24 protein-coding genes, 2 tRNA genes and 1 pseudogene are annotated in these 25,975 nt (G+C 56.8%); 17 read left to right on the top strand and 10 right to left on the bottom strand.

Annotated features, from left to right (window positions below; all coding sequences use genetic code 11):
- Positions 1-35: 35 nt before the first annotated feature.
- Complete coding sequence (locus AABB29_RS02500; RefSeq protein ID WP_373636762.1) at positions 36-314, top strand: SH3 domain-containing protein; 279 nt, start codon at positions 36-38, stop codon at positions 312-314.
- On the opposite strand, the gene AABB29_RS02495 is transcribed toward AABB29_RS02500, so the two are convergent.
- Positions 311-1,066: a YHYH protein gene (locus AABB29_RS02495; RefSeq protein ID WP_341368449.1), complete on the bottom strand. Its 756-nt coding sequence runs from the start codon at positions 1,064-1,066 to the stop codon at positions 311-313. The genes AABB29_RS02500 and AABB29_RS02495 overlap by 4 nt on opposite strands.
- 123 nt (positions 1,067-1,189) lie before the next feature.
- Between AABB29_RS02495 and rnr the strand changes: the two genes are divergently transcribed.
- The 3 genes from rnr to AABB29_RS02480 all read left to right on the top strand — a co-directional run bounded on the left by rnr (position 1,190) and on the right by AABB29_RS02480 (position 4,122).
- The gene (gene rnr, locus AABB29_RS02490; protein WP_341368450.1) at positions 1,190-3,433 is read left to right on the top strand and encodes a ribonuclease R; all 2,244 of its coding nucleotides are present in this window, start codon (positions 1,190-1,192) and stop codon (positions 3,431-3,433) included.
- Positions 3,434-3,962: 529 nt separating this feature from the next.
- Positions 3,963-4,037 (top strand) — tRNA-Glu (locus AABB29_RS02485).
- 10 nt (positions 4,038-4,047) lie between these two features.
- A tRNA-Asp gene (locus tag AABB29_RS02480) sits at positions 4,048-4,122 on the top strand.
- A 242-nt stretch (positions 4,123-4,364) separates the two neighbouring features.
- Here AABB29_RS02480 and AABB29_RS02475 read toward each other — a convergent pair.
- Positions 4,365-4,778 (bottom strand): DUF1801 domain-containing protein, encoded by a 414-nt coding sequence (locus AABB29_RS02475; protein ID WP_341368451.1) that lies wholly within the window; start codon positions 4,776-4,778, stop codon positions 4,365-4,367.
- Entirely contained in the window at positions 4,775-5,467 is a 693-nt protein-coding gene (locus AABB29_RS02470; protein ID WP_341368452.1) for a Tom37 metaxin N-terminal-like domain-containing protein, read from the bottom strand. Before AABB29_RS02470 ends, AABB29_RS02475 begins: the two co-directional genes overlap by 4 nt.
- A 76-nt stretch (positions 5,468-5,543) precedes the next feature.
- Here AABB29_RS02470 and AABB29_RS02465 point away from each other — a divergent pair, with 76 nt between their 5' ends.
- Positions 5,544-6,278, top strand: a complete 735-nt coding sequence (locus AABB29_RS02465) for a YafY family protein (RefSeq protein WP_341368453.1) — start codon at positions 5,544-5,546, stop codon at positions 6,276-6,278.
- 58 nt (positions 6,279-6,336) lie between these two features.
- Complete coding sequence (locus AABB29_RS02460; protein WP_373636761.1) at positions 6,337-7,515, top strand: lytic murein transglycosylase; 1,179 nt, start codon at positions 6,337-6,339, stop codon at positions 7,513-7,515.
- Here AABB29_RS02460 and AABB29_RS02455 read toward each other — a convergent pair.
- The 4 genes from AABB29_RS02455 to AABB29_RS02440 form a co-directional block, all read right to left on the bottom strand.
- Positions 7,495-7,953, bottom strand: a complete 459-nt coding sequence (locus AABB29_RS02455) for a hypothetical protein (RefSeq protein WP_341368454.1) — start codon at positions 7,951-7,953, stop codon at positions 7,495-7,497. The genes AABB29_RS02460 and AABB29_RS02455 overlap by 21 nt on opposite strands.
- Positions 7,954-8,007: 54 nt before the next feature.
- Positions 8,008-8,490: an RNA pyrophosphohydrolase gene (locus AABB29_RS02450; protein WP_341368455.1), complete on the bottom strand. Its 483-nt coding sequence runs from the start codon at positions 8,488-8,490 to the stop codon at positions 8,008-8,010.
- A gap of 68 nt (positions 8,491-8,558) precedes the next feature.
- On the bottom strand, positions 8,559-9,053 hold the full coding sequence (locus tag AABB29_RS02445; RefSeq protein WP_341368456.1) for a L,D-transpeptidase family protein: 495 nt from the start codon (positions 9,051-9,053) through the stop codon (positions 8,559-8,561).
- Between the two features lie 44 nt (positions 9,054-9,097).
- Positions 9,098-10,147, bottom strand: coding sequence for a LacI family transcriptional regulator (locus AABB29_RS02440; protein WP_341368457.1), 1,050 nt, complete (start codon positions 10,145-10,147; stop codon positions 9,098-9,100).
- Between the two features lie 210 nt (positions 10,148-10,357).
- On the opposite strand from AABB29_RS02440, the gene AABB29_RS02435 reads away from it, so the two are divergent.
- The 6 genes and pseudogenes from AABB29_RS02435 to AABB29_RS02410 all read left to right on the top strand — a co-directional run bounded on the left by AABB29_RS02435 (position 10,358) and on the right by AABB29_RS02410 (position 16,866).
- On the top strand, positions 10,358-11,584 hold the full coding sequence (locus AABB29_RS02435; protein ID WP_341368458.1) for an ABC transporter substrate-binding protein: 1,227 nt from the start codon (positions 10,358-10,360) through the stop codon (positions 11,582-11,584).
- Between the two features lie 179 nt (positions 11,585-11,763).
- Positions 11,764-12,597 (top strand): annotated as a pseudogene (locus tag AABB29_RS02430) (carbohydrate ABC transporter permease); the annotation flags it as partial.
- Between the two features lie 184 nt (positions 12,598-12,781).
- Positions 12,782-13,678: a carbohydrate ABC transporter permease gene (locus tag AABB29_RS02425; protein WP_341368459.1), complete on the top strand. Its 897-nt coding sequence runs from the start codon at positions 12,782-12,784 to the stop codon at positions 13,676-13,678.
- Between the two features lie 94 nt (positions 13,679-13,772).
- The gene (locus tag AABB29_RS02420) at positions 13,773-14,852 is read left to right on the top strand and encodes an ABC transporter ATP-binding protein (RefSeq protein WP_341368460.1); all 1,080 of its coding nucleotides are present in this window, start codon (positions 13,773-13,775) and stop codon (positions 14,850-14,852) included.
- A gap of 137 nt (positions 14,853-14,989) precedes the next feature.
- Positions 14,990-15,736 (top strand): sugar phosphate isomerase/epimerase, encoded by a 747-nt coding sequence (locus tag AABB29_RS02415; protein WP_341368461.1) that lies wholly within the window; start codon positions 14,990-14,992, stop codon positions 15,734-15,736.
- An 11-nt stretch (positions 15,737-15,747) separates the two neighbouring features.
- Positions 15,748-16,866, top strand: a complete 1,119-nt coding sequence (locus AABB29_RS02410; RefSeq protein ID WP_341368462.1) for a Gfo/Idh/MocA family oxidoreductase — start codon at positions 15,748-15,750, stop codon at positions 16,864-16,866.
- Positions 16,867-16,935: 69 nt separating this feature from the next.
- On the opposite strand, the gene AABB29_RS02405 is transcribed toward AABB29_RS02410, so the two are convergent.
- Positions 16,936-17,361: a MarR family winged helix-turn-helix transcriptional regulator gene (locus AABB29_RS02405; RefSeq protein ID WP_341368463.1), complete on the bottom strand. Its 426-nt coding sequence runs from the start codon at positions 17,359-17,361 to the stop codon at positions 16,936-16,938.
- Between the two features lie 87 nt (positions 17,362-17,448).
- On the opposite strand from AABB29_RS02405, the gene hmgA reads away from it, so the two are divergent.
- The 3 genes from hmgA to AABB29_RS02390 are packed head-to-tail and all read left to right on the top strand — an operon-like array spanning position 17,449 to position 19,928.
- Positions 17,449-18,807 carry a homogentisate 1,2-dioxygenase gene (gene hmgA, locus AABB29_RS02400; RefSeq protein WP_341368464.1) on the top strand — a complete coding sequence of 453 codons (1,359 nt, stop codon included), beginning with the start codon at positions 17,449-17,451 and terminating at the stop codon, positions 18,805-18,807.
- Positions 18,804-19,775: a fumarylacetoacetate hydrolase family protein gene (locus AABB29_RS02395; RefSeq protein WP_341368465.1), complete on the top strand. Its 972-nt coding sequence runs from the start codon at positions 18,804-18,806 to the stop codon at positions 19,773-19,775. The genes hmgA and AABB29_RS02395 overlap by 4 nt, the downstream gene beginning before the upstream one ends.
- 27 nt (positions 19,776-19,802) lie before the next feature.
- Positions 19,803-19,928: a DUF2783 domain-containing protein gene (locus AABB29_RS02390; protein ID WP_373636760.1), complete on the top strand. Its 126-nt coding sequence runs from the start codon at positions 19,803-19,805 to the stop codon at positions 19,926-19,928.
- Here the strand turns inward: AABB29_RS02390 and AABB29_RS02385 are convergent.
- The gene (locus tag AABB29_RS02385) at positions 19,909-21,342 is read right to left on the bottom strand and encodes a short-chain fatty acyl-CoA regulator family protein (RefSeq protein WP_373636759.1); all 1,434 of its coding nucleotides are present in this window, start codon (positions 21,340-21,342) and stop codon (positions 19,909-19,911) included. The genes AABB29_RS02390 and AABB29_RS02385 overlap by 20 nt on opposite strands.
- 159 nt (positions 21,343-21,501) lie before the next feature.
- Between AABB29_RS02385 and aceB the strand changes: the two genes are divergently transcribed.
- Positions 21,502-23,127: a malate synthase A gene (aceB, locus tag AABB29_RS02380; protein ID WP_341368467.1), complete on the top strand. Its 1,626-nt coding sequence runs from the start codon at positions 21,502-21,504 to the stop codon at positions 23,125-23,127.
- 84 nt (positions 23,128-23,211) lie between these two features.
- Entirely contained in the window at positions 23,212-24,813 is a 1,602-nt protein-coding gene (locus AABB29_RS02375; RefSeq protein ID WP_373636758.1) for an isocitrate lyase, read from the top strand.
- A 55-nt stretch (positions 24,814-24,868) separates the two neighbouring features.
- On the opposite strand, the gene AABB29_RS02370 is transcribed toward AABB29_RS02375, so the two are convergent.
- A complete protein-coding gene (locus AABB29_RS02370; RefSeq protein WP_373636757.1) occupies positions 24,869-25,801 on the bottom strand; it encodes a formylglycine-generating enzyme family protein in 933 nt (310 codons plus the stop codon).
- Positions 25,802-25,975: the final 174 nt, after the last annotated feature.

Here is a 25,975-nt window from a genome sequence, read left to right as displayed (position 1 = left end):
AGTCTATGCATAAGAAAAACAAACGAGGCCATATCATGCTCAACAGGATACTTTCAGCCATTGCCGCCTGCCTGGCGCTCAGCGCATGTGCCAGCCAATACAGTGTCGTCGAACGCACCGGCCCCGATGAGCTGCTGAAGCTGCGGGCAGGGCCGGGTCTTGGGTATCGGGTGATCCTTGGCTTGCCTGACGGGACCGAACTGAACCGCCAGGAGTGCGTGACCGAACTGGGCCAGCTTTGGTGCGAGGTCTCGCTTGTCGAATCCCCCGAAGTAACCGGTTATGTCTCGGCCGACTACATCACCGGCATTTAACGGCGTGTCATAAAGCGGGGGTTGACCTCGCCTTTAAAGCAACGCGGGAAATAGGGGTAACTGTCGGTGGCGAAATAGGTATAGGTCCCGTCGACCATCCCGCCATTACATTCATCCAGCGTGCCGCTACCGGCCATGTATTCGAAATCTTCCTCAAAGCTGCCATCATAGGCACCGCCCGGCGCGCTGCTGCGGGTGCCGCTGCGCAATTGCCAGGATGAGATCGCGGTGCTGGGGCTATAACGAATTTCGAACCCGTCAGGGGCGTAACCCAGCAATGAGCCCTCTTGGTCGGCCATCAGATCAGATGACACCGCGTGATAATGATAAAGACCGGACCGGTCGACATGCCCGTTCTGCGCATCCATCCCCAGACTGCGGGGATCATGCATGGCCTGTTGGCGCCAATCGCTCGGGGTCGCACCAAGATTGCGGCGGCCATTTGGGTCGTAATAGCCGGCTGTATAGGGCCGTATGGGCACACCAGTGACTGAAACACCCACGGTCATCAGCCCTTCGGTGACGGTGTTGGACAATTCCGGGTCAGTTGGAAAGCAAAAGCGCAGGGTTTGTTCGCGAAAGGCATTTGGGTTGGCCGGGTTCGGAAAGCGGCCCATCTCATGATCGGGCACCCCGTTTGAGGCGATACAAGTCATGTCACCTTGCGTGGTCAAACTGATCTCGTTTTCATGGGCTGCCAGCGCGGCAGGATGCAAAAGTGAAAAAAGGATAGCGATACGGGTCGGGGTCATGGCGGGCTCCTGTTGGCGGTGTCTGAGGTTATACGGGCATGCGGGGCGCTTCCGTCGCACCCGATTGGTCAGCGTATCGCCAACGGGGATGACGCCTTGCGCGCCGCGTGTTAGGCCATGACCATGACACGCATCCCCACCAAGTCTGAGATTCTGCAATGGATCTCTGAAAACCCCACCAAAACAGCCAAACGCGATATCGCCAAAGCCTTTGGAATCAAGGGCGCCGCTCGGATCGATCTGAAACGGCTTTTGAAAGAATTGCAGGACGACGGAAAATTAGCCAAGCGGCGCAGTTCTTACCGAGATGCCGAAGAATTACCGCCTGTTTCGGTGCTTGAGATTACCGGCCCTGATGCCGATGGCGATCTGTTTGCGCGCCCGCTTGAATGGACGGGCAAAGGGCCCGAGCCGCGGATTTTGATGATGCTTCGTAGCTCTGATCCGGCGCTGGGCGTGGGCGACCGCATCTTAGGGCGGCTGACCGTCGACAAAACCGAGGCCCATTCCCACACAGCCAGGATGATCCGGCGCATCGGCGCAAATCCGCAACGGATATTGGGGGTGTTTCGTGCGGGCTCGGAAGGTGGGCGGGTCTTGCCGATCGACAAGGGCGCTGACAAGCAGTGGACGGTTGCGGCAGGGGCTACCGGTGGGGCCAAAGATGGCGAATTGGTCGAAGCCGAACAGGCCGGACCAAAGGGGCGCATGGGGCTGCCCAAGGCGCGGATCGTTTCGCGGCTGGGCGATCCAACGCAGCCGCGCGCAGTGTCTTTGATTGCGATCCATCAGCATGGCATCCCCGATCATTTCCCAGACGAGGTTGTCGCCGAAGCAGACGGGGCCAAACCTGCCGGTTTGAAAGGGCGCAAGGATTTGCGGGACATGCCGCTGGTGACGATTGATCCGTGGGATGCGCGCGATCACGATGATGCCTGCTATGTGGAAACTCATGATAACGGGGATTTCACGATTTGGGTCGCCATTGCGGATGTGGCCCATTACGTCACGCCGGGGTCAGAGTTGGACCGCGAGGCGCGCAAGCGCGGTAATTCCACGTATTTCCCGGATCGGGTTGTGCCGATGCTGCCGGACCGGCTGTCCGGCGACTTGTGCTCTTTGCATGAAGGGGTCGAACGGGCCTGCCTTGCGGTGGCCATGCGGATTGATGCGAATGGTCACATGATCAGCCATCGTTTTCATCGGGGGCTGATGAAATCGGTCGCGTCCCTGAACTATGAAGAAGTGCAAGAGGCGATGGATGGCCGGGTCAATGACAAGACCGCACCGCTGATGGATGATATTATCCGGCCGCTTTACGCAGCCTTTGGGGCGCTCTGCAAGGCGCGGGCGCAGCGCCAGCCGCTGGAACTGGACCTGCCTGAACGGCAGATCGTGCTTGATGATCATGGCCAGGTCTCATCGGTCAAATTCAAGGAACGGCTGAACGCGCACCGGTTGATCGAAGAATTCATGGTGCTGGCCAATGTGGCCGCAGCTGAAACGCTGATCGCGAAAAAGTCGCCGCTGCTCTTTCGGGTACATGAAGAGCCAAGCCCCGAAAAGCTCGAAGCATTGCGGGAAGTGGCGGTTGCCTCAGGGCTGGTGCTGGCCAAAGGGCAGGTGCTGAAAACGGCGCATCTGAACAAATTGCTGACCGGGGCGGCGGATACGGAAAACGCTGAGCTGATCAATATGGCAACGCTGCGGTCGATGACGCAGGCCTACTACAACCCCGAAAACTTCGGCCATTTCGGGCTAGCGCTGCGGGCCTATGCGCATTTCACCTCGCCGATCCGGCGCTATGCGGACTTGATCGTGCACCGGGCACTGATTGCGGCGCATGGGTGGGGAAATGACGGGCTCAGCCCCTGGGACACCGAACATCTTGCCGAGACAGCCAAACAGATCAGCGATACCGAACGGCGCTCAATGACGGCAGAACGGGACACGACGGACCGCTATCTGGCGGCGTTCCTGTCCGACCGGATCGGGGCCGAGCTGACCGGGCGGATCAGCGGGATCGCCAAATTCGGGGTGTTCGTGAAACTTGATGAAACCGGTGCCGACGCGATGATCCCGATCCGCAGCCTAGGGCGGGAATATTTCCACTATGATACGGAAAGCCAAACGCTGATGGGGGCTGACACAGGGCTGGTCATCGGGTTGGGGCAGCGGGCCAGCGTGAAACTGGCCGAAGCGGCACCGGTAACGGGCGGACTGATTGTTGAACTGGTGTCGCTGGACGACCGGATCATGCCGCGCGGACCCGCACAAGGGCGGGGCAAACCGGGGCGGCGCAAGGCAGGATCAGCAAGGAAAAAGGCGGCCAAGACAGCGCGCAAGGTCAAGCGGCGGCGGAAATAGGGCCGGAAATACGTGGGCCCAGAGGTGTGCCAAGTAAATGGTTTGGTGGTCTGTCATTTGTCCGGTTTAGTTGATGTCTTGCTAAATTGTTTTCTTGTGTATTCAGGCGCAAATCTGATAATCGGCCAGCAAGTTGGAGCGCACGATGAAAGTTTGGTTTTCAGAACGAGATACTTGGACCAACGCCCTATGGGGGTGCGTGGACTAGGTATGCGCATCATCCAAAGTTAGGTTCACAAGAACCTTTCTGTCAGGGCGGCACCATCAGGTGGCCGCCTTTTTTGTTTCAAAAACACAAGGAGATCAAAGCTGTGTCCAATCAGCAGTTGGAAGAACCTGACGATACAGAGGAGACCCCGCTCGGCTGCGCGGTCTCCCTGATTTCACCTTCACGCATACGACACCAGCGTTCTGTTCTAGCATTGCCGCATTGGGCAATGAACAGAGAAGATATGATTTAAGTTATTGTTTTAAAATAATTATTTGACGTTACTCGCGATCCGGATGTATGAAGTTCACATCTGCTTTTGGGGCGTTCGTCTAGTGGTCAGGACATTCGTCTTTCTAACGAAGAACACGGGTTCGACTCCCGTACGCCCTACCAAGCAGATTGCGGTCGCGTAGCTCAATGGGAGAGCACCGGATTGTCTATCCGGGTGTTGCGGGTTCGAGTCCCGTCGCGACCGCCATGCAGTCTCACCCTTGGGGAAGCCAGATTTGACCGCAATTCTCTGCCTTCATTCAGCCGAGATCAGACGCCTTCGCAACACGCGCCAAAGAGTAGGTGTGGGTTCAACCTTACCATGCGTCATACGTTCTCAAAACATGCGGCAGCAAGGATTGTGCATGGAACCCGATAATGCACCGCATTTGCCCTTTGCCGCAAACACGCACGACCTTTGACACGCTCTTGCCCCATTCCGCGCCGATCCTAAGAATCTCGATCTCTTAGATGATAGGTAAGCCCATGGTAAATCAAAAGACGCAGCCGCTCTGGTACGATTTTGTCGGGGCTTGCGAAGATTACCGCGCGGTTCCCCTCGATCAGATCGGCTCCGGGAAAGCTGCTGGCATAGGTGCTGATGATGTCCGTCGCACAATGCGCGAAAAGAGCCGCACCACCCTGCTTCGCCATCCCGATCCGAAGGGTTGAGCCTGACTTTGTTTGTGGGGTCAGATAAGACGGCTGCCCCCATTTCAAAGTTTCCTCAATAGCGCCCACCGCGGGGTTGTCTGCGGCCACCGCAAAGATCAGATCGCGCAGTTGCAAAGCCATGGCGCGGCCCTCGCCTGGGAAGGCATCATAGGCCGCTTTCACTTTTTCATCGGCAAACGGGCGGGTCATGCCGGGGTCATCCTTTCTGCAACGCGCATAGCATATGCGCTCAGCACCGGGTCATCGGTAATGCGTTCTTGTAGCAGCGTGGGTAGTGGCGTGGCCATCATGGCGCACAACATGGCGGCAACCGAATAATCGGGCAAGCTGATCTCGGGGCCCATCAGGTAGGGATGGGCATCCAGACGGGCTTTGATGGCGGCAAGATCCGGCGCGATCCGTTTCAGCCTTTCTTCGGGGGTCAGGCGGCCCAGACCCTGCGCTTTCATGCCCCGTAAGGTCTCTTTGCGAATGCTGCTGGTGATCGGTCTGCGCAGCAGTTTCGGTATGGCGGCAAAGTAATTTTCCCTGATGATCGGCCAAAGCTGGTCATTGGCCCAGCGATCCAGCACCAGATGAAAATACATATGTTCCTCTGCCATGCGGATAAAGGCATGACCGCTGGCCTTATCGGTGACAGCGCCCCAGAAATCCGCGCCGCGTTCTTCCAGATAGATCTGGATATTGTGGCTATCCCCGATGATCCCTTCGGGCACCCGAATAGCCGGCAGCTTTGCTTGCGGGAATTTGCGGGGGTCATTGCTATCCTCGCGCTGCCATTGCGCGTCTGCCGCTTGCAAAAGCCACATGGCTTTGACGCAAAAGGGGCTAAAGCTTGGTTGGCCAAACCCGGCCTCGTAAGTGATAAGGGTGATCATCGCGGTCTCCTATGTGTCAGGGACCTTATGCACAACACTACTGACAGTTTCCGGCAGCAGTGATAGGCTGCGGCCCATGTCGCGTACCGCCCGCCTGTTTCAGTTGATGCAATCGCTGCGCCGCCATGCGCCGCCGGTGACTGCGCAGCAACTGGCCGATGACACGGGTGTGTCGTTGCGCACGCTTTACCGCGATATCGAAGCGTTGCGCGGGTTGGGTGCGATCATCGATGGGACGGCAGGCTATGGCTATGCGCTGACCGAAGATGCATCCCTTCCGCCGATGATGTTCGACGACGAAGAGATCGAGGCAATCGTCCTTGGCCTTCGCGAGGTGCAAGCGATTGCCGACCCCGATCTGGCCGGTGCGGCGCGCAATGCGCTGGTTAAATTGCAGGCGCGCTTGCCGGATGCGCAGGCGCATCGTCTGCAATATGCGGTTCTCGCCGCCGATAGGATCAAACGCCCGCCGCAGCCGACGATTGACGTGCGCCGCCTGCGGCAGGCCACATGGGATGAAAGCACGGTTGAGATCGACTATATCGATGCCAATGGTGACAGCAGCACGCGCCGGGTGGACCCGCTCAGCATCGTATTTTTGAAAGAGACACATAGCCTGATCGCCTGGTGCCATTTGCGCCAGGCCTATCGGAATTTCCGGCTCGACCGGATGCAGAACCTAAGGGTCACGACCAGCAGTTTCCGCCCCCGCCGCGTGCCCATGCTGCGCGCCGCAATCGAAGAACTTTCAAGCTGTTGGCCAGAAGGATCGGCCATGGTGGCAAAAAGCCCCGATCCCGCGCAGAGTTGATTTCGCCCGCCTGCGATTTGCGTTAGACTGCGGCAAAATAATAAATCGGAGGCAGACAATGAAACGCAGGCAATTCATGGGCACCGGGATCTCGGCCATTATGCTGGGCAATGCGGGGCATGCGCAATCATCGGGATTTGCGAATTGGATCAATGGGTTTCGGTCGCGTGCACGGTCAGCAGGCATCTCGGACCGGACCTTTCAGGCGGCCTTTGCCGATGTGCGCTATCTGCAAGACAGTATCGACCGGGATCGTAATCAGGCCGAATTCGTGCGCCCCTTGGCCGATTACATGTCCACCGCAGTTTCGGACGCGCGGGTCAGCAATGGGCGGGCGATGGTGCGGCAGTTTGCCAATGTCTTTGCGCGGATCGAAGCGACATTTGATGTCGAACCCCACGTGGTCGCAGCGGTCTGGGGCATGGAAAGCAATTACGGCCAGCGCCGGGGCGATGTGCCGCTGATCTCGACCTTGGCGACGCTGGCCTATGACGGGCGACGCGGGCGTTTCTTCGAAGAACAATTGATCGCCGCTTTGCGCATCCTGCAAAACGGTGATGTGGCGCCGCGCAACATGACCGGATCTTGGGCCGGCGCGATGGGGCATACACAGTTCATTCCGACATCTTACGAGGCTTACGCCGTTGATATCACCGGCGATGGGCGGCGGGATATCTGGGCAGATGATCCCAGCGATGCGCTGGCCTCAACAGCGGCGTATTTCCGGCGGTTCAACTGGCGCAAGGGCCAGCCCTGGGGTGTCGAAGTGATCCTGCCACGCGGGTTTGACTATGGGCAAACCGGGCGCCGATCACCGGCCGCTTGGGGACAGCTTGGGGTGCGCGGCGTTGACGGGCAAGTGGTGCCCAATTACGGCGAGGCATCGCTGATCCTGCCGACAGGGGCGGGCGGGCCCGCCTTCTTGACCTTCGCCAATTACACCACGATTTCGCGGTACAATAATGCGCAGGCCTATATCATCGGGGTCGGGCATCTGGGGGACCGGATCCGGGGGATGGGGCCATTGCGGGTGGCGTTCCCGGCAGGCGAGCGGCAATTGCGGCGGGCCGAACGGGTTGAGCTGCAACAGCGGCTGACGGATGCCGGGTTCTCGACGCAAGGGGTCGATGGACGGATCGGGCCGAACTCGCAGGCGGCGATCCGGGCCTATCAGCGCAGCGTGGGGCTGCCCGCAGACGGGTTCGCGTCGGTGTCGCTACTCGAGAGGTTGCGCTGAGCAGGCACCGCCCTGCATGCAGGAAGTCAGCATATCCAAAACGGCTTGCGACGGATCAGGGAAAATCATACCGCCACAGGCGCCCGCGACCATGGTTACGGGCGGCTCGGTTGCCTGAACAAAATACAGCGCATCACCGCCGCTGCGGGCCGATCCGCACCAAGAGGCCACACATTCGATTTGCAAGTTCACCGGGCTGACATAATCCGATGTAAAGCCTTCGCGGGTCAGACCCTTGCCGCGGAACTGGGCCGGGATGGTGGCCGGGGACGCAGGAACCGGGCCGTCAAATGTTAGCTCGCCATAAAGCACGAAATAGCTCTCGGGCGCGGCAGCCACCTGCTTGAAGGTATCAATCGGATCAGGGCGGCGGCAGCTAAGCGCGTGGGCCTGGCCTGCAATCATCGCCAAAAGGGCTGCGATTAAGAACGGTTTCATCTCGGTCTCCCTGTATTTTGGTTATAGCATAACAGGGCGCTGCGGCCCAGCTGATCATAGCTTGTGGCGAAACTCGGCCAAAACGCGTTCATAGACGGCGCGCTTGAACGGAACAATTCCCGCAACAAGATCATCAGGATGAACCCATTTCCAGGCGGAAAATTCGGGATGTTCGGTCTGCAAATTGATCTGATCCGGTGTGCCGTGATAGCGCATCAGGAACCATTTTTGTTCCTGTCCGCGATAGCGCCCTTTCCAGATATTGGGGACCAGCTCTTGCGGGATATCATAAGGTATCAAACCGGCGCTCTCGGCCTCAAGCGTGACAAGATTGGGGGTGATGCCCGTTTCCTCTTCCAATTCGCGAAATGCAGCATCGCAGGTCTTTTCACCCTTATCGACACCGCCCTGAGGCATCTGCCAGGCGGCAGTATCGCGGTCGATGCGTTGCCCGACAAAGACATGGCCGCGCGGGTTGATCAGCATGACGCCGACGCAGGGCCGATAGGGCAATTTCGCAATTTCTTCTGGTGTCATGAATGGGCCTTCGTGTTTCATAATTTGTACCTCTCAAGTTGGTACAAGTTAAGCCCAAGGCGCCTTCGTTATACGATAACAAGCCGGGTTTCGTAGCGGATATGCCGGGCGATCCAAGCCAGATGATCACGGCGGAAAGCCACGCATCCAGCCGTTGGGCGGCCCGGACCACGCCATTGATGGATAAAAATGGCCGAGCCGCGACCTTTGACAGGGTAGGGCCAATTCCAATCCGTCAGAATCACCAAATCATACATCGGATCGGACCTGTGCAGGCGCTCATGGCCGTAAGGGTGGGGGGCGCGGACCATCATATTGTAATCGGGGTCTTTGATGTCATCGGACCAAAGATCGGTCTGGGTCACGGGCAGGGCCCAATCGGCGGGCCGGGCCATGCGGTCCGGGCGGTAAAGCATCCCGACAATGCGATGCGTGCCGCGCGGGGTTGCGCCGTCGCCCTCGGACTTGCGGGATGTCAGACCGCCACGCCCGATCGTGCAGGCAAAGCGGCGGTTCATAAAGCGGATATGTGTCGGGGTCAGGACAAGGTCTGCAGGTTTCATAGGGCGCAATTAAGCACAGGACCGGCGTGGCTGGCGAGCGGGAACTAAGCCTCCGGCGTCTCTTCAGAGGGCACTTCAAGATATTGCATCGGGGGCTTGCTTGGCTCTCGGATGGCTTGAATAGCGGCTTTTGCCAGAAAATCACCGGCCGTATTCACCTGTTCTGAAATCGTCAAGATGTCTGCGCGGAACAGCTTTAGGAACGGGATCGCCTCCTTGGCGAAAACATCGATCTCTTGTCCAACCGTGGCGCCCGTTTGCTCAAGCGCGGCAACAGCAGCCATCGCCGATGAGGTCGAAGCGCAGACGATCGCATCAATGGACGGATCATCCTGCAAGGTTTGCCGGACAAAAGCGACCAAATCGTCACTGAGCGAGTCGCTGGTGACGCTGCCTGCGACCGTGATCTGCAAACCATGTTGCGGCCCCGTCTCGGTGACACCAGCGCACATATGTTGGGCGTAGTTTTGCTGTTTGGGTGGGGCGATCAGCAGAACCTTCTTGCGCCCACGATCCGCCAATTGCTTTACGGCGATACGGCCAAAGGCGGCATTATCGTAATCATAATAGGGGTGACGCTCGGCCCAATCGGTGCGGCCATGGGTGGCGAACGGAAAGTTACGCTCCATCAGATAGGCAACACGCGGGTCTTCGGGTTGGATCTGGTTCATGATGATGGCATCGGCTGATCCGGTTTCGACGATGTAACGCACCGGGTCCATCGGATCCTGATCGGGAAAGAACGGGGTGACAACCATATGAAAGGGCGTATTGCGCAAACCGCCGGCAACGGATGCAATCAGACGGGCGGTGTGGCTCATCAAATCATGTTCGGTGGACATGACCAGACCGATGACATTTGTGCGCCCGGTGCGCAGACGCACGCCAGCGCGGTTTGGCACATAGCCGATATCACTGGCGATCTTGCGGATCAGCTTTTTGGTTTCTGACCCGATGTCTGGCGCATCGTTCAGGGCGCGCGATACCGTGGGTACGGCAAGACCGCTGATCTTGGCGATTGTTTTCAGCGTTGGTTTTCCATCCGACGACAGGGTCGGCGCTGCGATTTCTGGCTGTCCCTTATTCTGGGGCATCTTGGTTTGTCTCCAGGCATTGCTGCCAGTTTCGTGATTGTTGCATCGACCGCTATGAAGGGTGCGATCAGGGCAAAAGCACATTTAAAAACAACGTTCTAGTGGGAAGTTGTTCTTTAGTGGTAGATATTGGCCTAATTTGTCTTGCGAGGTCAATCTAAAACGTTATAGGATTTCCTACAACGATTTAGAACCAGGGAGGAGAGAATCGTGAAACTGACCACTAAACTACTCGCGGCAACAGCGATCGTCAGTGCGTCCGCTGCATCTGCAGTCGAATTGGAAGTGACACATTGGTGGACATCGGGTGGTGAAGCCGCCGCCGTGTCCAAGTTTGCAGAGGCATGGAACGCGACAGGCAATACATGGGTTGACGGCGCAATCGCCGGTTCGGGCGGCACAGCGCGCCCCATCATCATCAGCCGTATCCTGGGCGGCGATCCGATGGCGGCAACGCAGCTGAACCACGGCCGTCAGGCCGAAGAGCTGATCGAAGCTGGCCTGATGCTGGACCTGACCGATGTTGCTGAAGCCGGTGGTTGGGCCGATATCGTGAACCCGTCCTCGCTGCTTGATAGCTGCACCTTGGATGGTCGGATTTACTGTGTGCCTGTGAACATTCACTCATTCCAGTGGATGTGGCTGTCGCATCAGGCCTTTGCCGATGCTGGCGTTGATGTGCCTTCGAACTGGGACGAATTTGTTGCGTCCGCAGACGCGCTTGAGGCGGCAGGCAAGGTGCCACTCGCCATGGGTCAGCAAGGCTGGCAGCAAAATGGTGCATTTGGCGTGATGGCTGTGGCGATTGCCGGGCAGGACGCATGGTTGGCCGTGAATGCCGATAAAGATGCGGATGTTGCTGCAGGCCCCGAATACGCAAAAGTATTCGAAGCTGCCGTTGCAGCGCGTGAAATGGCTGCCAACACGAATGTGCAGGACTGGAACCAAGCGACCAACATGGTGATCACAGGTGAAGCTGGCGGTCAGATCATGGGTGACTGGGCGCAAGGCGAATTTTCCGTTGCCGGTTCTGTCGCGGGTGAAGACTACACCTGCCTGCCAGGTCTGGGCGTGAACCAGGTGCTCGATACAGGTGGTGACGCGTTCTATTTCCCAGTGATCGACGATCCGGAAATCGAAGCAGCGCAAAAAGAACTGGCCGCATTGCTGATCTCGCCAGAGGTACAGGTGGCATTCAACCTGTCCAAAGGGTCTTTGCCAGTACGGGGCGACATTGATTTGTCCGCGGCAAATGACTGCATGCAGAAAGGTCTGGAAATCCTGGCGGCTGGCAACGTGTTGCCATCAGGCGATCAGAACCTGTCTGCAGACACAACAACACAGATCGAAGATCTGATGGCTGAGTTCTGGTCGGGCGACATGTCCGCTGCTGACGCACAAGAGCGTTACGCAGCGCTGATCGCAGCGGCTGACTAACACCACTCACCACCCAAGCGGCCTGCCTGAGTTCAGGTGGGCCGTTTGGGCTGATAACAAGGCCTGCACGAACCAGGCCATCCCGCCAACAGGAGAGAACCACAATGTCAGTGGTCGAAGACGGACCGGTGCAACGCTCCACCGGTGCAAAGCGCCCGATACGGCTCTTGCGAAACCCCATGGCCAAAATTGCCTCGATCCCGATGATCCTGACGGCGCTTGTGGTCTTTGTGGGCGGGACACTCTGGACAATCGTCCACTCTTTTTCCGGGTCACGACTGCTACCCAAGCTGAACTTTGTGGGGTTTGAGCAATATGAACGGCTGTGGGAGACACCACGCTGGCTGATCTCGATTTCAAATCTGGCGCTTTACGGGATCTGCTCACTGATCCTGACGCTGACCATCGGCTTTGTGCTGGCAGCATTGCTAGATCGGAAGATCCGGGGCGAAGGGGTGTTTCGGACGATCTTTCTATACCCATTCGCGCTGTCCTTCGTGGTGACAGGGCTGGCCTGGCAATGGATTCTGAACCCCGATCTGGGGCTGCAGGCGGTGGTGCAAAGCTGGGGCTGGGACAGCTTCGCTTTTGACCCGCTGAACAACCCGGACATTGTGATGTTCGGGCTGTTGATCGCCGGGATCTGGCAAGGGTCCGGGCTGATTATGTGTATCATGCTGGCCGGGCTGCGCGGAATTGACGAAGACATCTGGAAAGCAGCGCGGGTCGACGGGATCGGGACAGTCAAAACCTATGTGCGGGTGATTATCCCGATGATGCGGCCTGTGTTCATCACGTCACTGGTACTGATCGCATCGGGGATCATCAAACTTTATGACCTGGTGGTGGCGCAAACCAACGGGGGGCCGGGGATCAGTTCCGAAGTGCCTGCGAAATACGTGATCGAATATATGTTCCGGGCGCAAAACCTGGGGCAGGGGTTTGCAGCCTCAACCATGATGCTGGTCTCTGTTGTCGTGATCCTGATCCCTTGGGCCTATCTGGAATTTGGCAAAGGCATGCGGCTTTGGACCTTCTTTGGGCTGATCGGGCTGGCGCTATCTGCAATCGCGGCTTTTGTCTGGGTGGTTGTAGCGTGGTCATTTTCGCTGTCACTTCTTCTCCCGCTGGGCGGGTTTATCATCTGTGCGGGGGCATTGATCGCCTATCTGCGCTTTATCAAAGAGCAATCGTAATATGGCTGATATCGCACTTACCGGGCCGCGCGGGCCGAAGCCAAAGAAACGGTTCAGCCGGACCAATATCTTTATCTATGGCACGCTGATCATGATCAGCCTGTATTATCTGCTGCCGCTTTACGTGATGATCGTGACATCGCTGAAGGGTATGCCGGAAATCAGGCTGGGGAATATCTTTGGGCCGCCCTTGGAAATCACCACCGAACCCTGGGTGAAAGCCTGGTCCGAGGCCTGTACGGGCGTGAATTGCGATGGACTCAGCCGGGGCTTTTGGAACTCCGTGAACATTCTGATCCCATCTGTTCTGCTGTCGATCGCCATTGCATCGGTCAATGGATACGCGCTCTCAAACTGGAAATTCAAAGGGTCTGAGGTCTTCTTTACGATCCTGATCATCGGGGCGTTCATCCCCTATCAGACCATGATCTACCCGATCGTGATTATGCTGCGGGAAATCGGGTTGATGGGTGATCTGGGTGGGTTGGTGCTGGTGCACACAATCTTTGGGATGCCGATCCTGACGCTCTTGTTCCGGAACTACTTTACCTCTGTGCCCGAAGAGCTGTTCAAAGCAGCGCGGGTCGACGGGGCCGGGTTCTGGCGGATTTACTTCCAGATCATGTTGCCCATGGCGCTGCCGATTTTTGTGGTGGCGGTGATCCTGCAGGTGACAGGTATCTGGAACGATTTTCTGTTCGGGGTGATCTACACCAAACCGGCCACCTATCCGATGACCGTGCAGCTCAATAACATCGTGAACTCGGTGCAGGGCATCAAGGAATACAACGTCAATATGGCGGCCACCCTTCTCACCGGCCTTGTGCCACTTGTTATCTACTTTGCCTCAGGCAAACTCTTCGTCCGCGGCATCGCAGCAGGGGCTGTGAAAGGGTGAGGACTGGTTTTGCGCAGCAAAATGAAAGCTGCCGGCTTTCAAAGAACGAACGCGACGGGCCACTGCACGGCGCCGGAAAGGACAAAAAACGAGAATGACATACTCTGTCGAAATCAAAGAACTTGATCTGGCATTTGGTGCCGTCAAGGTTCTGCAAGGGCTGAACCTGAATATCCACGAAGGCGAATTTCTTGTGCTGCTCGGCTCATCGGGGTGCGGGAAATCCACCTTGTTGAACTGCATCGCAGGTTTGCTTGAGGTCACCGACGGGCAGATATTCATCAAGGATAAAAACGTCACCTGGGCCGAACCGTCCGAGCGGGGGATCGGCATGGTGTTCCAATCCTATGCGCTTTACCCGCAGATGACCGTGAAGGGGAACCTGTCGTTTGGGCTGAAAAACGCCAAACTGCCCAAGGACGAGATTGAAAAGCGGGTCGCGCGCGCCGCCGAAATTCTGCAGATCGAACCACTGTTGAACCGTAAACCGGGGGCGCTCTCGGGTGGGCAACGGCAACGTGTGGCCATCGGGCGGGCGCTGGTGCGGGATGTGGATGTGTTCCTGTTTGATGAGCCTTTGTCCAACCTCGATGCCAAGCTGCGGGTCGATCTGCGGGTTGAGCTGAAGCGGCTGCACAACCAGTTGCAAAACACGATGATCTACGTGACCCATGATCAGGTTGAGGCGATGACGCTGGCCGACCGGATCGCGGTGATGAAGGGCGGGGCGATCATGCAGCTTGGCACCCCGGATGAGATTTATAACCAGCCGCGCAATCTTTACGTGGCCGACTTCATCGGCTCGCCTTCGATGAACTTTATCGAGGGTCACCTGGAAGGCGGGGCGTTCAAAGTCGATGACATGGTCATGCCGATGACCGGCTATGAATTTGCAGCCCCGCAAACAGCCGACCGTCCGGCGACTATCGGGATTAGGCCCGAACACGTGATCACCGGTGAGCTGGTGCGCAACGCGCCGCTGACATTTGAGGTTGATATCGATCTGGTCGAACCCATGGGGTCCGACACGTTGGTCTACGCTAAGCTTGGTCAGCATTTCTTCCGGATCAGGATGGACGGGCAGGCAACAGTCAAGGCGGGCGAGACCATTACGATCGGGATCGATCCATCACGCGCCTCGCTCTTTGATACAGCCACCGAGGACCGCCTGTAGTGGCCCCCTGTACATACGCCGTATGTACAGGTTCTGTACGCGATCTTGCACCTCATTTGTACGGACCTTTGCGGCCCGGCAGAACACTTCTTCTTTTTGCGGCGCTGCGCGCCGCTGATGCCTCAAGGACGTAAATCATGGCCCGAATTTCATACCAGCTTTACTGCTCACGCAATTTTCCACCGCTGTCGCAAACGCTGAAAATGCTTAGCGACGCAGGCTTTGCCGAGGTCGAAGGTTTCGGCGGTTTGTTCGACGATCTCGATGGTCTTCACGCGGGGCTTGAGACTAACGGGCTGCGGATGACCAGCAGTCACATGGGGCTCGACCTGGTTGAAGGGGACCCTGCCAAAGCCATCGCAATCGCCCAGAAACTGGGGATCGAAAAAGTCTTTGTGCCCTTTATCGGATCGGAAGAAAGACCAACAAATACAGCGGGTTGGCTTGCTTTTGGGGAACGGCTTGCCGAGGCGGGAAAACCCTTGCAGGACGCCGGTTTAGCATTCGGCTGGCACAACCATGAATTTGAATTTGCAGCGACCGAAAGCGGCGACATGCCGCTTGATCTGATCGCCGAGGCAGCCAGCACATTGTCGCTGGAACTTGACCTGGGCTGGGTTCGGATCGCCGGGCATGACCCGGCGGCATGGATCACCAAATACGCAAGCCGTCTCAGCGCGGTCCACATCAAGGACATTGCCAAAGAAGGCGAGTGCACTGATGAGGACGGTTGGGCCGATGTCGGCCACGGCATCATGGATTGGCCTGCGATCCATGCCGCGCTGCAAGAGGCTGGCATCGATCACTACGTGCTCGAACATGACAACCCCAGCGACGACGCGCGCTTCGCGCAGCGCAGCTTTGCCTCTGTTCAGAAATTCTAAGGATTGGTCACATGGCACAACTTGGCGTCGGCATTATCGGATGCGGAAACATCTCAACCTCATATCTGGATTTAGCCCCACTTTTCAAAGCGTTGAAGCCCGTCGCGGTGGCCGATATCAATATGGATGCAGCGCGTGCGCGGGCGGCGGAATATGATATTCGGGCGGATACGGTCGACGACTTGCTGCGCGCTTCGGATGTTGATGTTGTCGTCAACCTGACCATTCCGGCGGTGCATTTTGAAGTGACCAAACGCATCCTGGAGGTGGGCAAGCATGCCTATTCCGAAAAGCCGCTGGTACTGACACTGCAAGAAGGCGAAGAGCTGAGGGCGCTGGCGGCCTCTAAGAACCTGTGCATCGGATCTGCGCCTGATACATTCCTCGGCGGCGCCCATCAACAGGCGCGCGCAGCGATTGATGCGGGCGATCTGGGCAAGGTCATTGGCGGGACATGCCATGTGATGGGCCATGGCATGGAAAGCTGGCATCCCAACCCCGATTTCTTCTTTCAACCCGGCGCAGGACCGGTGCTGGATATCGGCCCTTATTACATCACCAATCTGATCCAACTGATCGGCCCTGTAAAAACCGTCGCGGCGCTGGCGACGGCCACTTTCAGCGAGCGGACAATTGGGAATGGCGACCGGCTGGGCGAGACGGTTCCGGTGGACACACCAACAAATATCCACGCGCTTTTGGAATTCGCGAATGGCGCAACCGTGACGCTGGGGACGAGCTGGGATGTCTGGGCGCATCGGCATGGGCATATGGAGCTTTACGGTGAAGACGGATCGATCTTCCTGCCCGACCCGAACTTCTTTGGCGGCGAGGTTGAGATCAGCGGCCAAAATCAGGACATCAAGACAATGCCCACATGGGATCATCCGTTTGGCGTGCCCAATCAGGATACACGCGCGAATTATCGTTGTGCGGGGTTGGCAGATATGGCTGCGGCGATCGCCGATGACCGGCCACATCGCTGCAATATCGATCTGGCGGTGCATGCGGTGGATGTCATGACCAGTATCCTGAAGGCTGGCGAGACGCGCAAGTTCATCACGCTAACCACAAGCTGCGACCGACCTGCCGCCCTGTCACCAGACGAGGCGCGGGCGCTGCTGGTGTGATCCTGTAGACGTACCTGGCATGGCCCCTGATCAGAAAACCTTTCGGGGGGCATACATAAGTTGAATATGTCAGGCTTTGCGGTTCAAAATCTCTAACGCTGCCAGCAGTGCTTGGTATTTTTCTTCGCCCAATGCGTCGATCAGCCCCTGATCGTATTCTGCGCCAATGCCCGTGAGGTCCTTAAGCGCCGCTTGCCCCTGTTTTGTCAGCGACAGGATTTCTGAGCGCCGGTCGCCTTCAACGGTTTTCCGCGTCAGAAGGCGCTTTGCCTCAAGCGCTTTGACAGCGCGGCTGACTTTGGTCTTATGCAGCATGGCGCGCTGGCAAATCTGTTTGGCTGTTTGGTCGCCTGAACGGCCCAAGTGAAACAGCACCCGCCATTCCGTGCGCAGCATCCCATAACGCCCTTGGTATATTTTCTGAAAATCTCGACCGGTGACCTCCGCCGCTTGAAATAACCGGTAGGGCAAAAATTCAGAAAGATCTTGGGACATGTCCGGGGCCAATTTGTTGCAGAAGATTGTTGTTAGTTACAAATGTAACTCTTACTTTGTTCAAACCAAATTATGGAGCACAGGGCAATGACAGATCTTGGTTCGCGGAATATCATACAGGCGCAATCCCTTCCTGGGCCGCATCAAGGCTACATGCCCGGCTATGGCAATGATTTCGAAACAGAGGCATTGCCCGATGCCTTGCCGCAGGGAATGAACTCGCCCCAGCGGTGCAATTACGGCCTGTATGGTGAACAGTTGTCCGGGACGGCGTTCACCGCCCCGCAAGGACAGAATGAACGGACATGGTGTTACCGCATTCGTCCATCCGTTAAGCATTCTCATCGCTATGAAAAGATCGACGTGCCGCTATGGAAATCGGCGCCGAACGTGGTGCCCGATGTTGTGTCCTTGGGCCAATATCGCTGGGATGCTATCCCACATGGTGACGCGCCACTGACATGGGTGACCGGTATGCGCACGATGACCACGGCAGGCGATGTACACACGCAGGTGGGCATGGCTGCGCATGTGTATCTTGTCACCGAAAGCATGGTCGATGATTACTTCTATTCGGCGGATTCTGAGTTGCTGGTGGTTCCGCAAGCCGGGCGGATGCGGTTCCATACGGAACTTGGCATTATCGATCTTGAACCAAAGGAAATCGCAATCATTCCGCGCGGGCTTTTGTACCGGGTTGAAGTGTTGGACGGGCCGTGCCGTGGTTTTGTCTGTGAAAACTACGGTCAGAAATTTGAACTGCCCAGGCGCGGCCCTATCGGGGCCAATTGCATGGCCAATCCGCGTGACTTTAAGGCCCCTATTGCTGCATTTGAAGATCGCGAGGTGCCATCGACGGTAACAATCAAATGGTGCGGCGCGTTCCATGTGACTAAGATCGGGCATTCGCCGCTTGATGTGGTTGCGTGGCACGGGAACTACGCGCCAATGAAATACGATCTGCGCACCTATTGCCCTGTTGGCGCGATCCTGTTTGACCATCCTGACCCATCGATCTTTACAGTCCTGACCGCACCATCCGGTCAAGAAGGCACCGCCAATATCGACTTTGTTCTGTTCCGCGAACGCTGGCTAGTGGCCGAAGATACGTTTCGCCCGCCCTGGTATCACAAGAACATCATGTCCGAATTGATGGGTAATATTTATGGCCAGTATGACGCAAAACCGCAGGGCTTCGTGCCCGGGGGGATCAGCTTGCATAATATGATGCTGCCCCACGGACCGGATAAAAACGCGTTTGAAAGGGCGTCAAATGCCAATCTGGGCCCCGACAAGCTGGACCAGACGATGTCGTTCATGTTCGAAACCCGCTTTCCGCAACATCTGACCGAATTCGCGGGGAAAGAGGCCCCATTGCAGGACGACTACATCGATTGCTGGGACGATATCGAAAAGAAATTTGACGGGACGCCGGGCAAAAAATGAAAGTTGCAACACTGTTCAGCCCCGAAGCCCCCCGAATCGGCGGCGCATTTGTTGTCGTCTCGGACGATCTGACGACATGTCAGCCGGCGGATACGGCCAGTTTCCAAGACGCCCTCGACCGCGACGATCTATGCGCTGTGGGCGAAGCCGCGCCTTTCAAGATCAAAGATTGTGCCGCCCCTTTGCCCCGCGCCTTTCAGTTTCTTGATGCCTCGGCCTACGTCAATCACGTCGCGCTTGTGCGCCAGGCACGCGGTGCTGAAATGCCCGAACATTTTTGGACGGATCCGCTGATGTATCAAGGTGTGTCAGATAGCTTTCTATCGCCGTATCAGCCCATCGCAGGGGATCCGCGCTGGGGGATCGATTTTGAGGCAGAGGTCGCCGTCATCACCCATGCTATTGCGCAAGGGGCGACCGCAGAGGAGGCAGCAGCAGCGATCCGCTACATCGTCTTGATGAACGATGTCTCGTTGCGCAATCTGATCCCGGCCGAACTGGCCAAAGGGTTTGGATTTGTGCAATCCAAACCACCTTCGTCCTTTTCGCCTGTCGCCGTCGCCGCGGCAGATTGCCCAGGCTGGGACGGGCGGAAATTGCACGGGACGATGCGCATCGACCTGAACGGCGCGCCTTTTGGGCGTGTTGAAACGGGCGAAGACATGACTTTCGACTTCGGCGTATTGCTAGCCCATGCCGCCAAGACCCGGCCGCTGGGTGCGGGCACGATCCTTGGGTCGGGCACCATTTCGAACCGCGATCAGGATGGCGGCCCGGGCAAGACAATTGCGGAAGGCGGGCGTGGCTATGCCTGCATCGCCGAGCAAAGGATGGTTGAAACCATCACCTCGGGCGCGGCAAAGACACCATTCTTGCAACCGGGCGATCGCGTGAAAATCTGGATGGAAGATGCCCAGGGCAATTCCATCTTTGGCGCCATAGATCAAGAAGTGAAAGCGCTGACATGAGCAAAGCATTCGCATCCCAAGCGCCGCGTGGACATCAAACAGATCGGGCGGGCGCATATCCTGATTTTGGCAAATCAAATTGGCGATCTCCAGGTGCTCTTAGGGGCTATAAGCGCTGCGGCTCATTCAAGTTTCAGTCTGGATCGAAACTAAAGCTTGAAATGCCGCGGATGCGATCTGAGAAGGCGAAAGCCTTGTTCAGCGGTGGATAGGCGCGCGATGCGCAGCTTTGCCGCTCACATAAGTAGCAATTCACGCCAATATGGGCTGGTTTGATCTGATCGGGGATCAGGCCTTTGGCGTAGATCAGCCGTGGGGCATAGGCGATATCACAGCCCAATCCGATGGCAAGCCGCGCGGCGGGGGCGCTGAAGGTCGCGCCGTGTCGCAGCTCAGATTTTGCGATTGAAAAATAGGTTGTGCCGTCCGGCATTTCGATCACTTGCGTATGCACGCGGTCGGGTGCGTCAAAACAATCGTGAATATTCCAAAGCGGGCAGGACCCTCCGAAGCGTGAAAAGTGGAACCTGCCCGCACTGAACCGCTTTGATACGTTGCCCGCCTGATCAACGCGCACGAAAAAGAAGGGTACGCCCCTTGCCGACGGGCGTTGGAGCGTCGTCAGCCGGTGGGCCACCTGTTCGTAACTGGCACCGAAGCGCTGGCACAGCAGCTGGATGTCGTAATGTTCGTTTTCGGCGGCGTTCAAGAACCGCCCATAGGGCATCAACAAAGCCGCTGCAAAATAGCTGGCAAAGCTTTCGCGGGCCAAGGGGCGCGCTTCGTCGGTAAATTCACCCTGCGATACTTCGTCTTCGATCGCATCAGCATATTCAAGCTTGGCCAGTGTCAGTGCGATTTGAAAACGCCGTCCGGGTTGATCAAGCCTTTCCGACAAATTCAAACATTTGCGGTGCGGATCAAATAACCGCAATTGGCCGGGCAGGAAATCCTGGGTCCGAATACGGACGTCATATCCGTATTTTGACTTCAGCCGCTCGCTCAGCAAGATCTGCGGTTCGTTGCGCGCAATACCTATTTCTGCGGCCAGATCCTCTGCGATGCTATCAAGATTTGCGACATAATTGGAACGGGCGTGGAAATGTTCGCGCACATCTTCGACAGGCCGGGCTGTCTGTTCCAAAAGCTCTGCCTTCTCGCGGTCGGCGAATGGCGTGTCATCGGCAGATGCAGCCATTGCCAGATCGCGATACCGACCATAGAGCGCCAATAACCCACGCGCCAAAGCCGGAGATGCCCCAACAACCTCTTCCAGCTCGGCCCTTGGGACCGTCTGACCAAAGACCGGGTCTTTGACCACCGCTGCGATTTCAGATTGGAGCTGTAGATCGATGCCGCTGTCAATGTCGCCCGGGGAAAAGTCGTAAATCTGCGCAAGCTTCACAAGCAGACGTGCACTGATTGGCCGTTGGTTCGCCTCAATAAGCGTAATGTAAGACGGGGACACGTCCAGATCCTGGGCCATTTGCGCCTGGGTCAAGTTCAGACTGCGTCGAAGCCGCTTTAGCTTTGCCCCGATAACTATCTTTGCGCCTCTTGGTGCCATGGTCGACCTGCTTTCGTTTCATAACAAAAGTGACAAGTTACTGCGTCGCGGCATAACAATAATTACATCATTACCCTTTTAAAACATATACTTATTACAATTTTGTACAACGAGATATATTGTCATGACAGATTAAACGCTGCGGAACGAGGTGCGACAATGCCACTGGATCTTAGTCAATCAACCAAAGCTCAGCCCATGGTGCTGCGCGATGTCACGGGCGCAGATCGTGTGCTGACGGCCGAGGCGCTCGCGTTTCTATGCGACATGCACGATGCCTTTTCCCAGCAATTGCAGGAAAGGCTGACGGCACGAAGCACGCGGCAGAAGGCCTTTGATGCTGGGCAGCTCCCCGGATATCTGAGCGAAACGAAGGATATACGCGATGGTGTCTGGACGGCGGCGCCTGCACCAGCCAATTTGCAGGACCGCCGCGTTGAAATCACAGGCCCAGTTGATCGCAAGATGATGATCAATGCGTTGAATTCTGGGGCCAAGGCCTTCATGGCCGATTTTGAAGATGCGTCAGCGCCGCGTTTTGCTGCGATGATTGCAGGCCAGGTCAATCTTCAGGATTTTCGGGATGAGACGCTAACCTACGATGATCCGACGACTGGAACGCATTATGCGACCAGCGACGATCCTGCCGTATTGATCGTGCGTCCCAGGGGTTTTCATCTGGAAGAGGCGAATGTGCTGATTGGGGGCAGATCAGCCTCAGCCGCGCTGTTCGATTTTGCGTTGCATATGTTCCACAATGGCAAGGCGTTACATGATACGGGGCGGGGTCCGTATTTTTATCTGCCGAAGTTGGAAAACCACCAAGAGGCGCGTCTTTGGGCGGCTATTCTTGCCTGGACCGAAGACAAGCTGGACCTGCCTTCTGGATGTATCAAAGTCACCGCATTGATTGAGACGCTGCCAGCGGCGTTTGAAATGGACGAAATCATCTGGGAGCTCAGACAAAATATTGTCGGTCTGAACTGCGGGCGCTGGGACTATATCTTTAGCTACCTCAAGACAATGCGCGCGCATCCGTTTGCTATGCTGCCGGACCGTGATGTGGTGACGATGGATACGGCTTTCCTTGCCAGCTATGCGGCGCGTTTGATCAAGGTATGCCACCGGCGCGGTATTCATGCGATGGGCGGGATGGCTGCGCAAATTCCGATCAAGGACGATCCTGATGCGATGGCGGTCGCGCTTGACCGGGTGCGTGCTGACAAACTGCGCGAGGTTGAGATCGGACATGATGGCACATGGGTCGCGCATCCAGCGCTTGTTTCCGTTGCCATGTCCGTGTTTGACCAGCACATGCCGCAGTCAAACCAGATCAAGGCACCGCGCCAATACTACGCCATTGAAGAGACGAAATTGCTGGCGCCCCATAACGGCAAAATCACGTTGCAAGGTGTCCAAAGCAATCTGCATATCGCGGTCGAATATCTCAGCCATTGGCTGTGTGGTCGCGGGGCTGTTCCCATTAATGGCCTGATGGAAGACGCCGCAACGGCAGAGATTTGCCGCATGCAGCTTTGGCAATGGCTGCACCATAGCGCCCAGATCGAAATAGAGGAGGGGCGCACGCGTGTCTTGGACCCGACCTGGTTTTCTGAGCTCGTTCAGGCTGAGGTCGCGCGCATTCTTGCGGTGGATGGGCCCGCCGGGTTTCATCGCGGTCATTATGCTTCGGCGATCCGAATTGTGAGTGATGCGGTTATGGCCGACACACCGCCCGACTTTATCACATTGCCAGCCTACGACGTGCTCAACGTCCTGGACTAGTCAACGCACAAAAACAGCAAAAAATACAGTGGCCCATTGTCATGGGCTGCTGCCAGTCGAACTCTGCCCAAAAAGGACATACCGATGCAGAAAACATATACAGAAACCTACGCTGAAGTCGCCGAGCGTCTGCCCCACGGCACAGTCTCTGACATAGCGATCGATGATATCGTGCAGCTGAAAATCCAGAACACCTTTGACACACATCTCGATATCGCGCGGGACATGGCGACAGTTATGCGCGCGGATATGGCCGCCTACGATCAAGACACATCAAAATTCACCCAAAGCCTGGGATGCTGGAGCGGATTTCATGCGCAGCAAAAGATCAAATCTGTCAAACGCATGAAAGGGACGGCCAAGGGCGTCTACATTTATCTTTCAGGTTGGATGGTGGCCGGGCTGCGCAACACGTGGGGGCATCTGCCTGATCAGTCCATGCATGAAAAAACGGCAGTCGCCGATCTGATCCGCGAGATTTACACGTCACTCCGTCAGGCAGACGAAGTCGCCTTAAATGACCTGTTCAAAGATCTGAAATCCGCGCAGACCGAGGCAGAGCGGGCTGCCGCAATCGCGGCGATCGACACATTCGAAAGCCATGTAGTGCCAATCATCGCGGATATCGATGCCGGCTTTGGCAATGAACACGCGACCTATCTTCTGGCCAAAGAGTTGATCAAAGCTGGCGCCTGCTGCTTGCAGATTGAAAACCAGGTCTCGGATGCCAAGCAATGTGGTCACCAAGATGGTAAAGTGACCGTTCCACGCGAAGACTTTATCGAAAAACTGCGTGCCTGCCGTTTGGCATTTGAAGAAATGGGCGTCACGGACGGTGTCATTGTTGCCCGCACAGATAGTTTGGGTGCGGGGTTGACGCAGAAGGTTCCTGTCAGCCAATCCCCCGGTGATTTAGCTGCGGAATATACCAAGTGGTTGAAAACGTCGCCGATTACGCCACAAGACCCGATGGCTGAAAATGATTTAGCGCTCTATCGTGACGGCACCTTTATGCGGCTGGAACGTTTGCCAAACGGCCTTTTCCCATTCCAGCCAGATACCGGTCGCGCACGGGTGATCGAAGATTGCATCGCGTCAATCAACGAAGGTGGGGCTGATCTGTTGTGGATCGAAACGGATACACCGAATGTTGATGAAATTGCAGGGATGGTCGCTGAAATCCGCGCCAAGGCCCCGGGCGCCAAGCTGGCCTATAACAATTCACCCAGCTTCAACTGGACCTTGAACCTGCGCAAACAGGTGCGCGACGGTTGGATCGCGGAAGGTAAGATCGCAGAAACCGATTACCCCGATGGCAATGCGCTTATGTCTGCTGACTATGATGACACTGAACTTGGCCGCGAAGCGGATGCGCGTTTGCGTAACTTCCAGACCGATATCAGCGCCCGTGCCGGTGTTTTCCACAATTTGATTACGTTGCCGACCTTCCATCTGACCGCGAAATCTGTCGATGAGCTTAGTCGTGGTTACTTCGGCGATGACAAGATGCTTGCATATGTTGCAACCGTTCAGCGCGAAGAGATCCGCCGCGGGATTTCAGCGGTGAAACATCAACATGAAGTTGGTTCTGATCTTGGGGATTCGTTCAAAGAAATGGTCAGCGGTGATCGGGCGCTCAAAGCGGGCGGGGCCGCAAACACGATGAACCAATTTGCGGCAGAGTAATCGGCTACCAATGGCATTGCCGCAGGCGCGACGATCGTTGGGTCGTCGCGCCCCTTCATGTTTCGGACACGCCGTCAGAGCGGTTTATGTCCCAAACCACCCGAAAACCCTGATGGGGCGTCGTGCTGTCAGGTGAATTCCCGGTACGTGCGGCGATCCGATATCGGTGGCAATAGCTTTGGTGGCAAAGATATGATCCACCCTTGAGCAATCTGAAGCCCTTCATTGCATTCAGTTTTTCCTTCACCCGCTTCTTGAGGGATTTGATCCGGTAGAAGTCGGCAGTCCATTCCCAGACATTGCCGACCATGTTATAAAGCCCGTACCCGTTGGGCGCAAAAGACTGCGCAGGCGCGGTGCCCATCCAGCCATCTGCGCCTGTATTGCCATCGGGAAATCGCCCTTGCCAGATGTTACAGGGCATAAAGCCGGTATCATCCGGTTCATCATCGCCCCAAGGATAGCGGATATCGCCAAGACCGCCACGGGCGGCATGTTCCCATTCGGCCTCGGTCGGAAGACGGCCACCACACCAGCGGGCGAAGGCATGCGCATCGTTCCAAGATATCTGCACAGCCGGATGATCTGTGAGCAGGGTGTTTTCTGTGCCGGGACCGTTGACTTGGCGCCAATTTGCCCCGTCGACCTTGCGCCACCATTCGATGCCAGCGACGGCTTGGGTTTGGATTATGTCCTTTGGGACGTCCGTATGAAAAACGAATGACCAGCCAAAACGCTCGGCCTCGGTGATGTATCCGGTCTGGTCCACAAAGCGTGCAAAATCGGCGTTGGTCACAACCCGCTTCATCATGCGGAACGGGCGTAGTGTCTTACCGCGGATTGGACCTTCCCCATCATCTGGGATGAGGGGTGCATTGGTGCCGATCAGTGCTTTGCCACCCGGGATATCGACGGCTTCCAGCACCTCTGGCGCGCCGGACAATCGGAGTGCCGCATGCGTGGTGTGGATGGTGTTTTGTCCCCTCACCGGGGCGCAGCATCCTTTGCGGGCCTGCTTTGACAAATGGTGTTTCCTCGCGCATTTGGTGCTGTGACGTTATCATTTTTATCGACAACGGGCACCCCGCCGCGAAAGTCTGACGGCCGGGCGCAAATGTGCTGCATGCGGTTGCGGTGGAAAACAACTTCGCTATAGACCGCC

This window comes from Yoonia sp. BS5-3, from assembly GCF_038069655.2.
GTDB classification, from domain to species: Bacteria; Pseudomonadota; Alphaproteobacteria; order Rhodobacterales; family Rhodobacteraceae; genus Yoonia; species Yoonia phaeophyticola.
The sequence above is the reverse complement of the archived record's forward strand: the minus strand, read 5'-3'. Positions and strand labels throughout refer to the sequence as shown.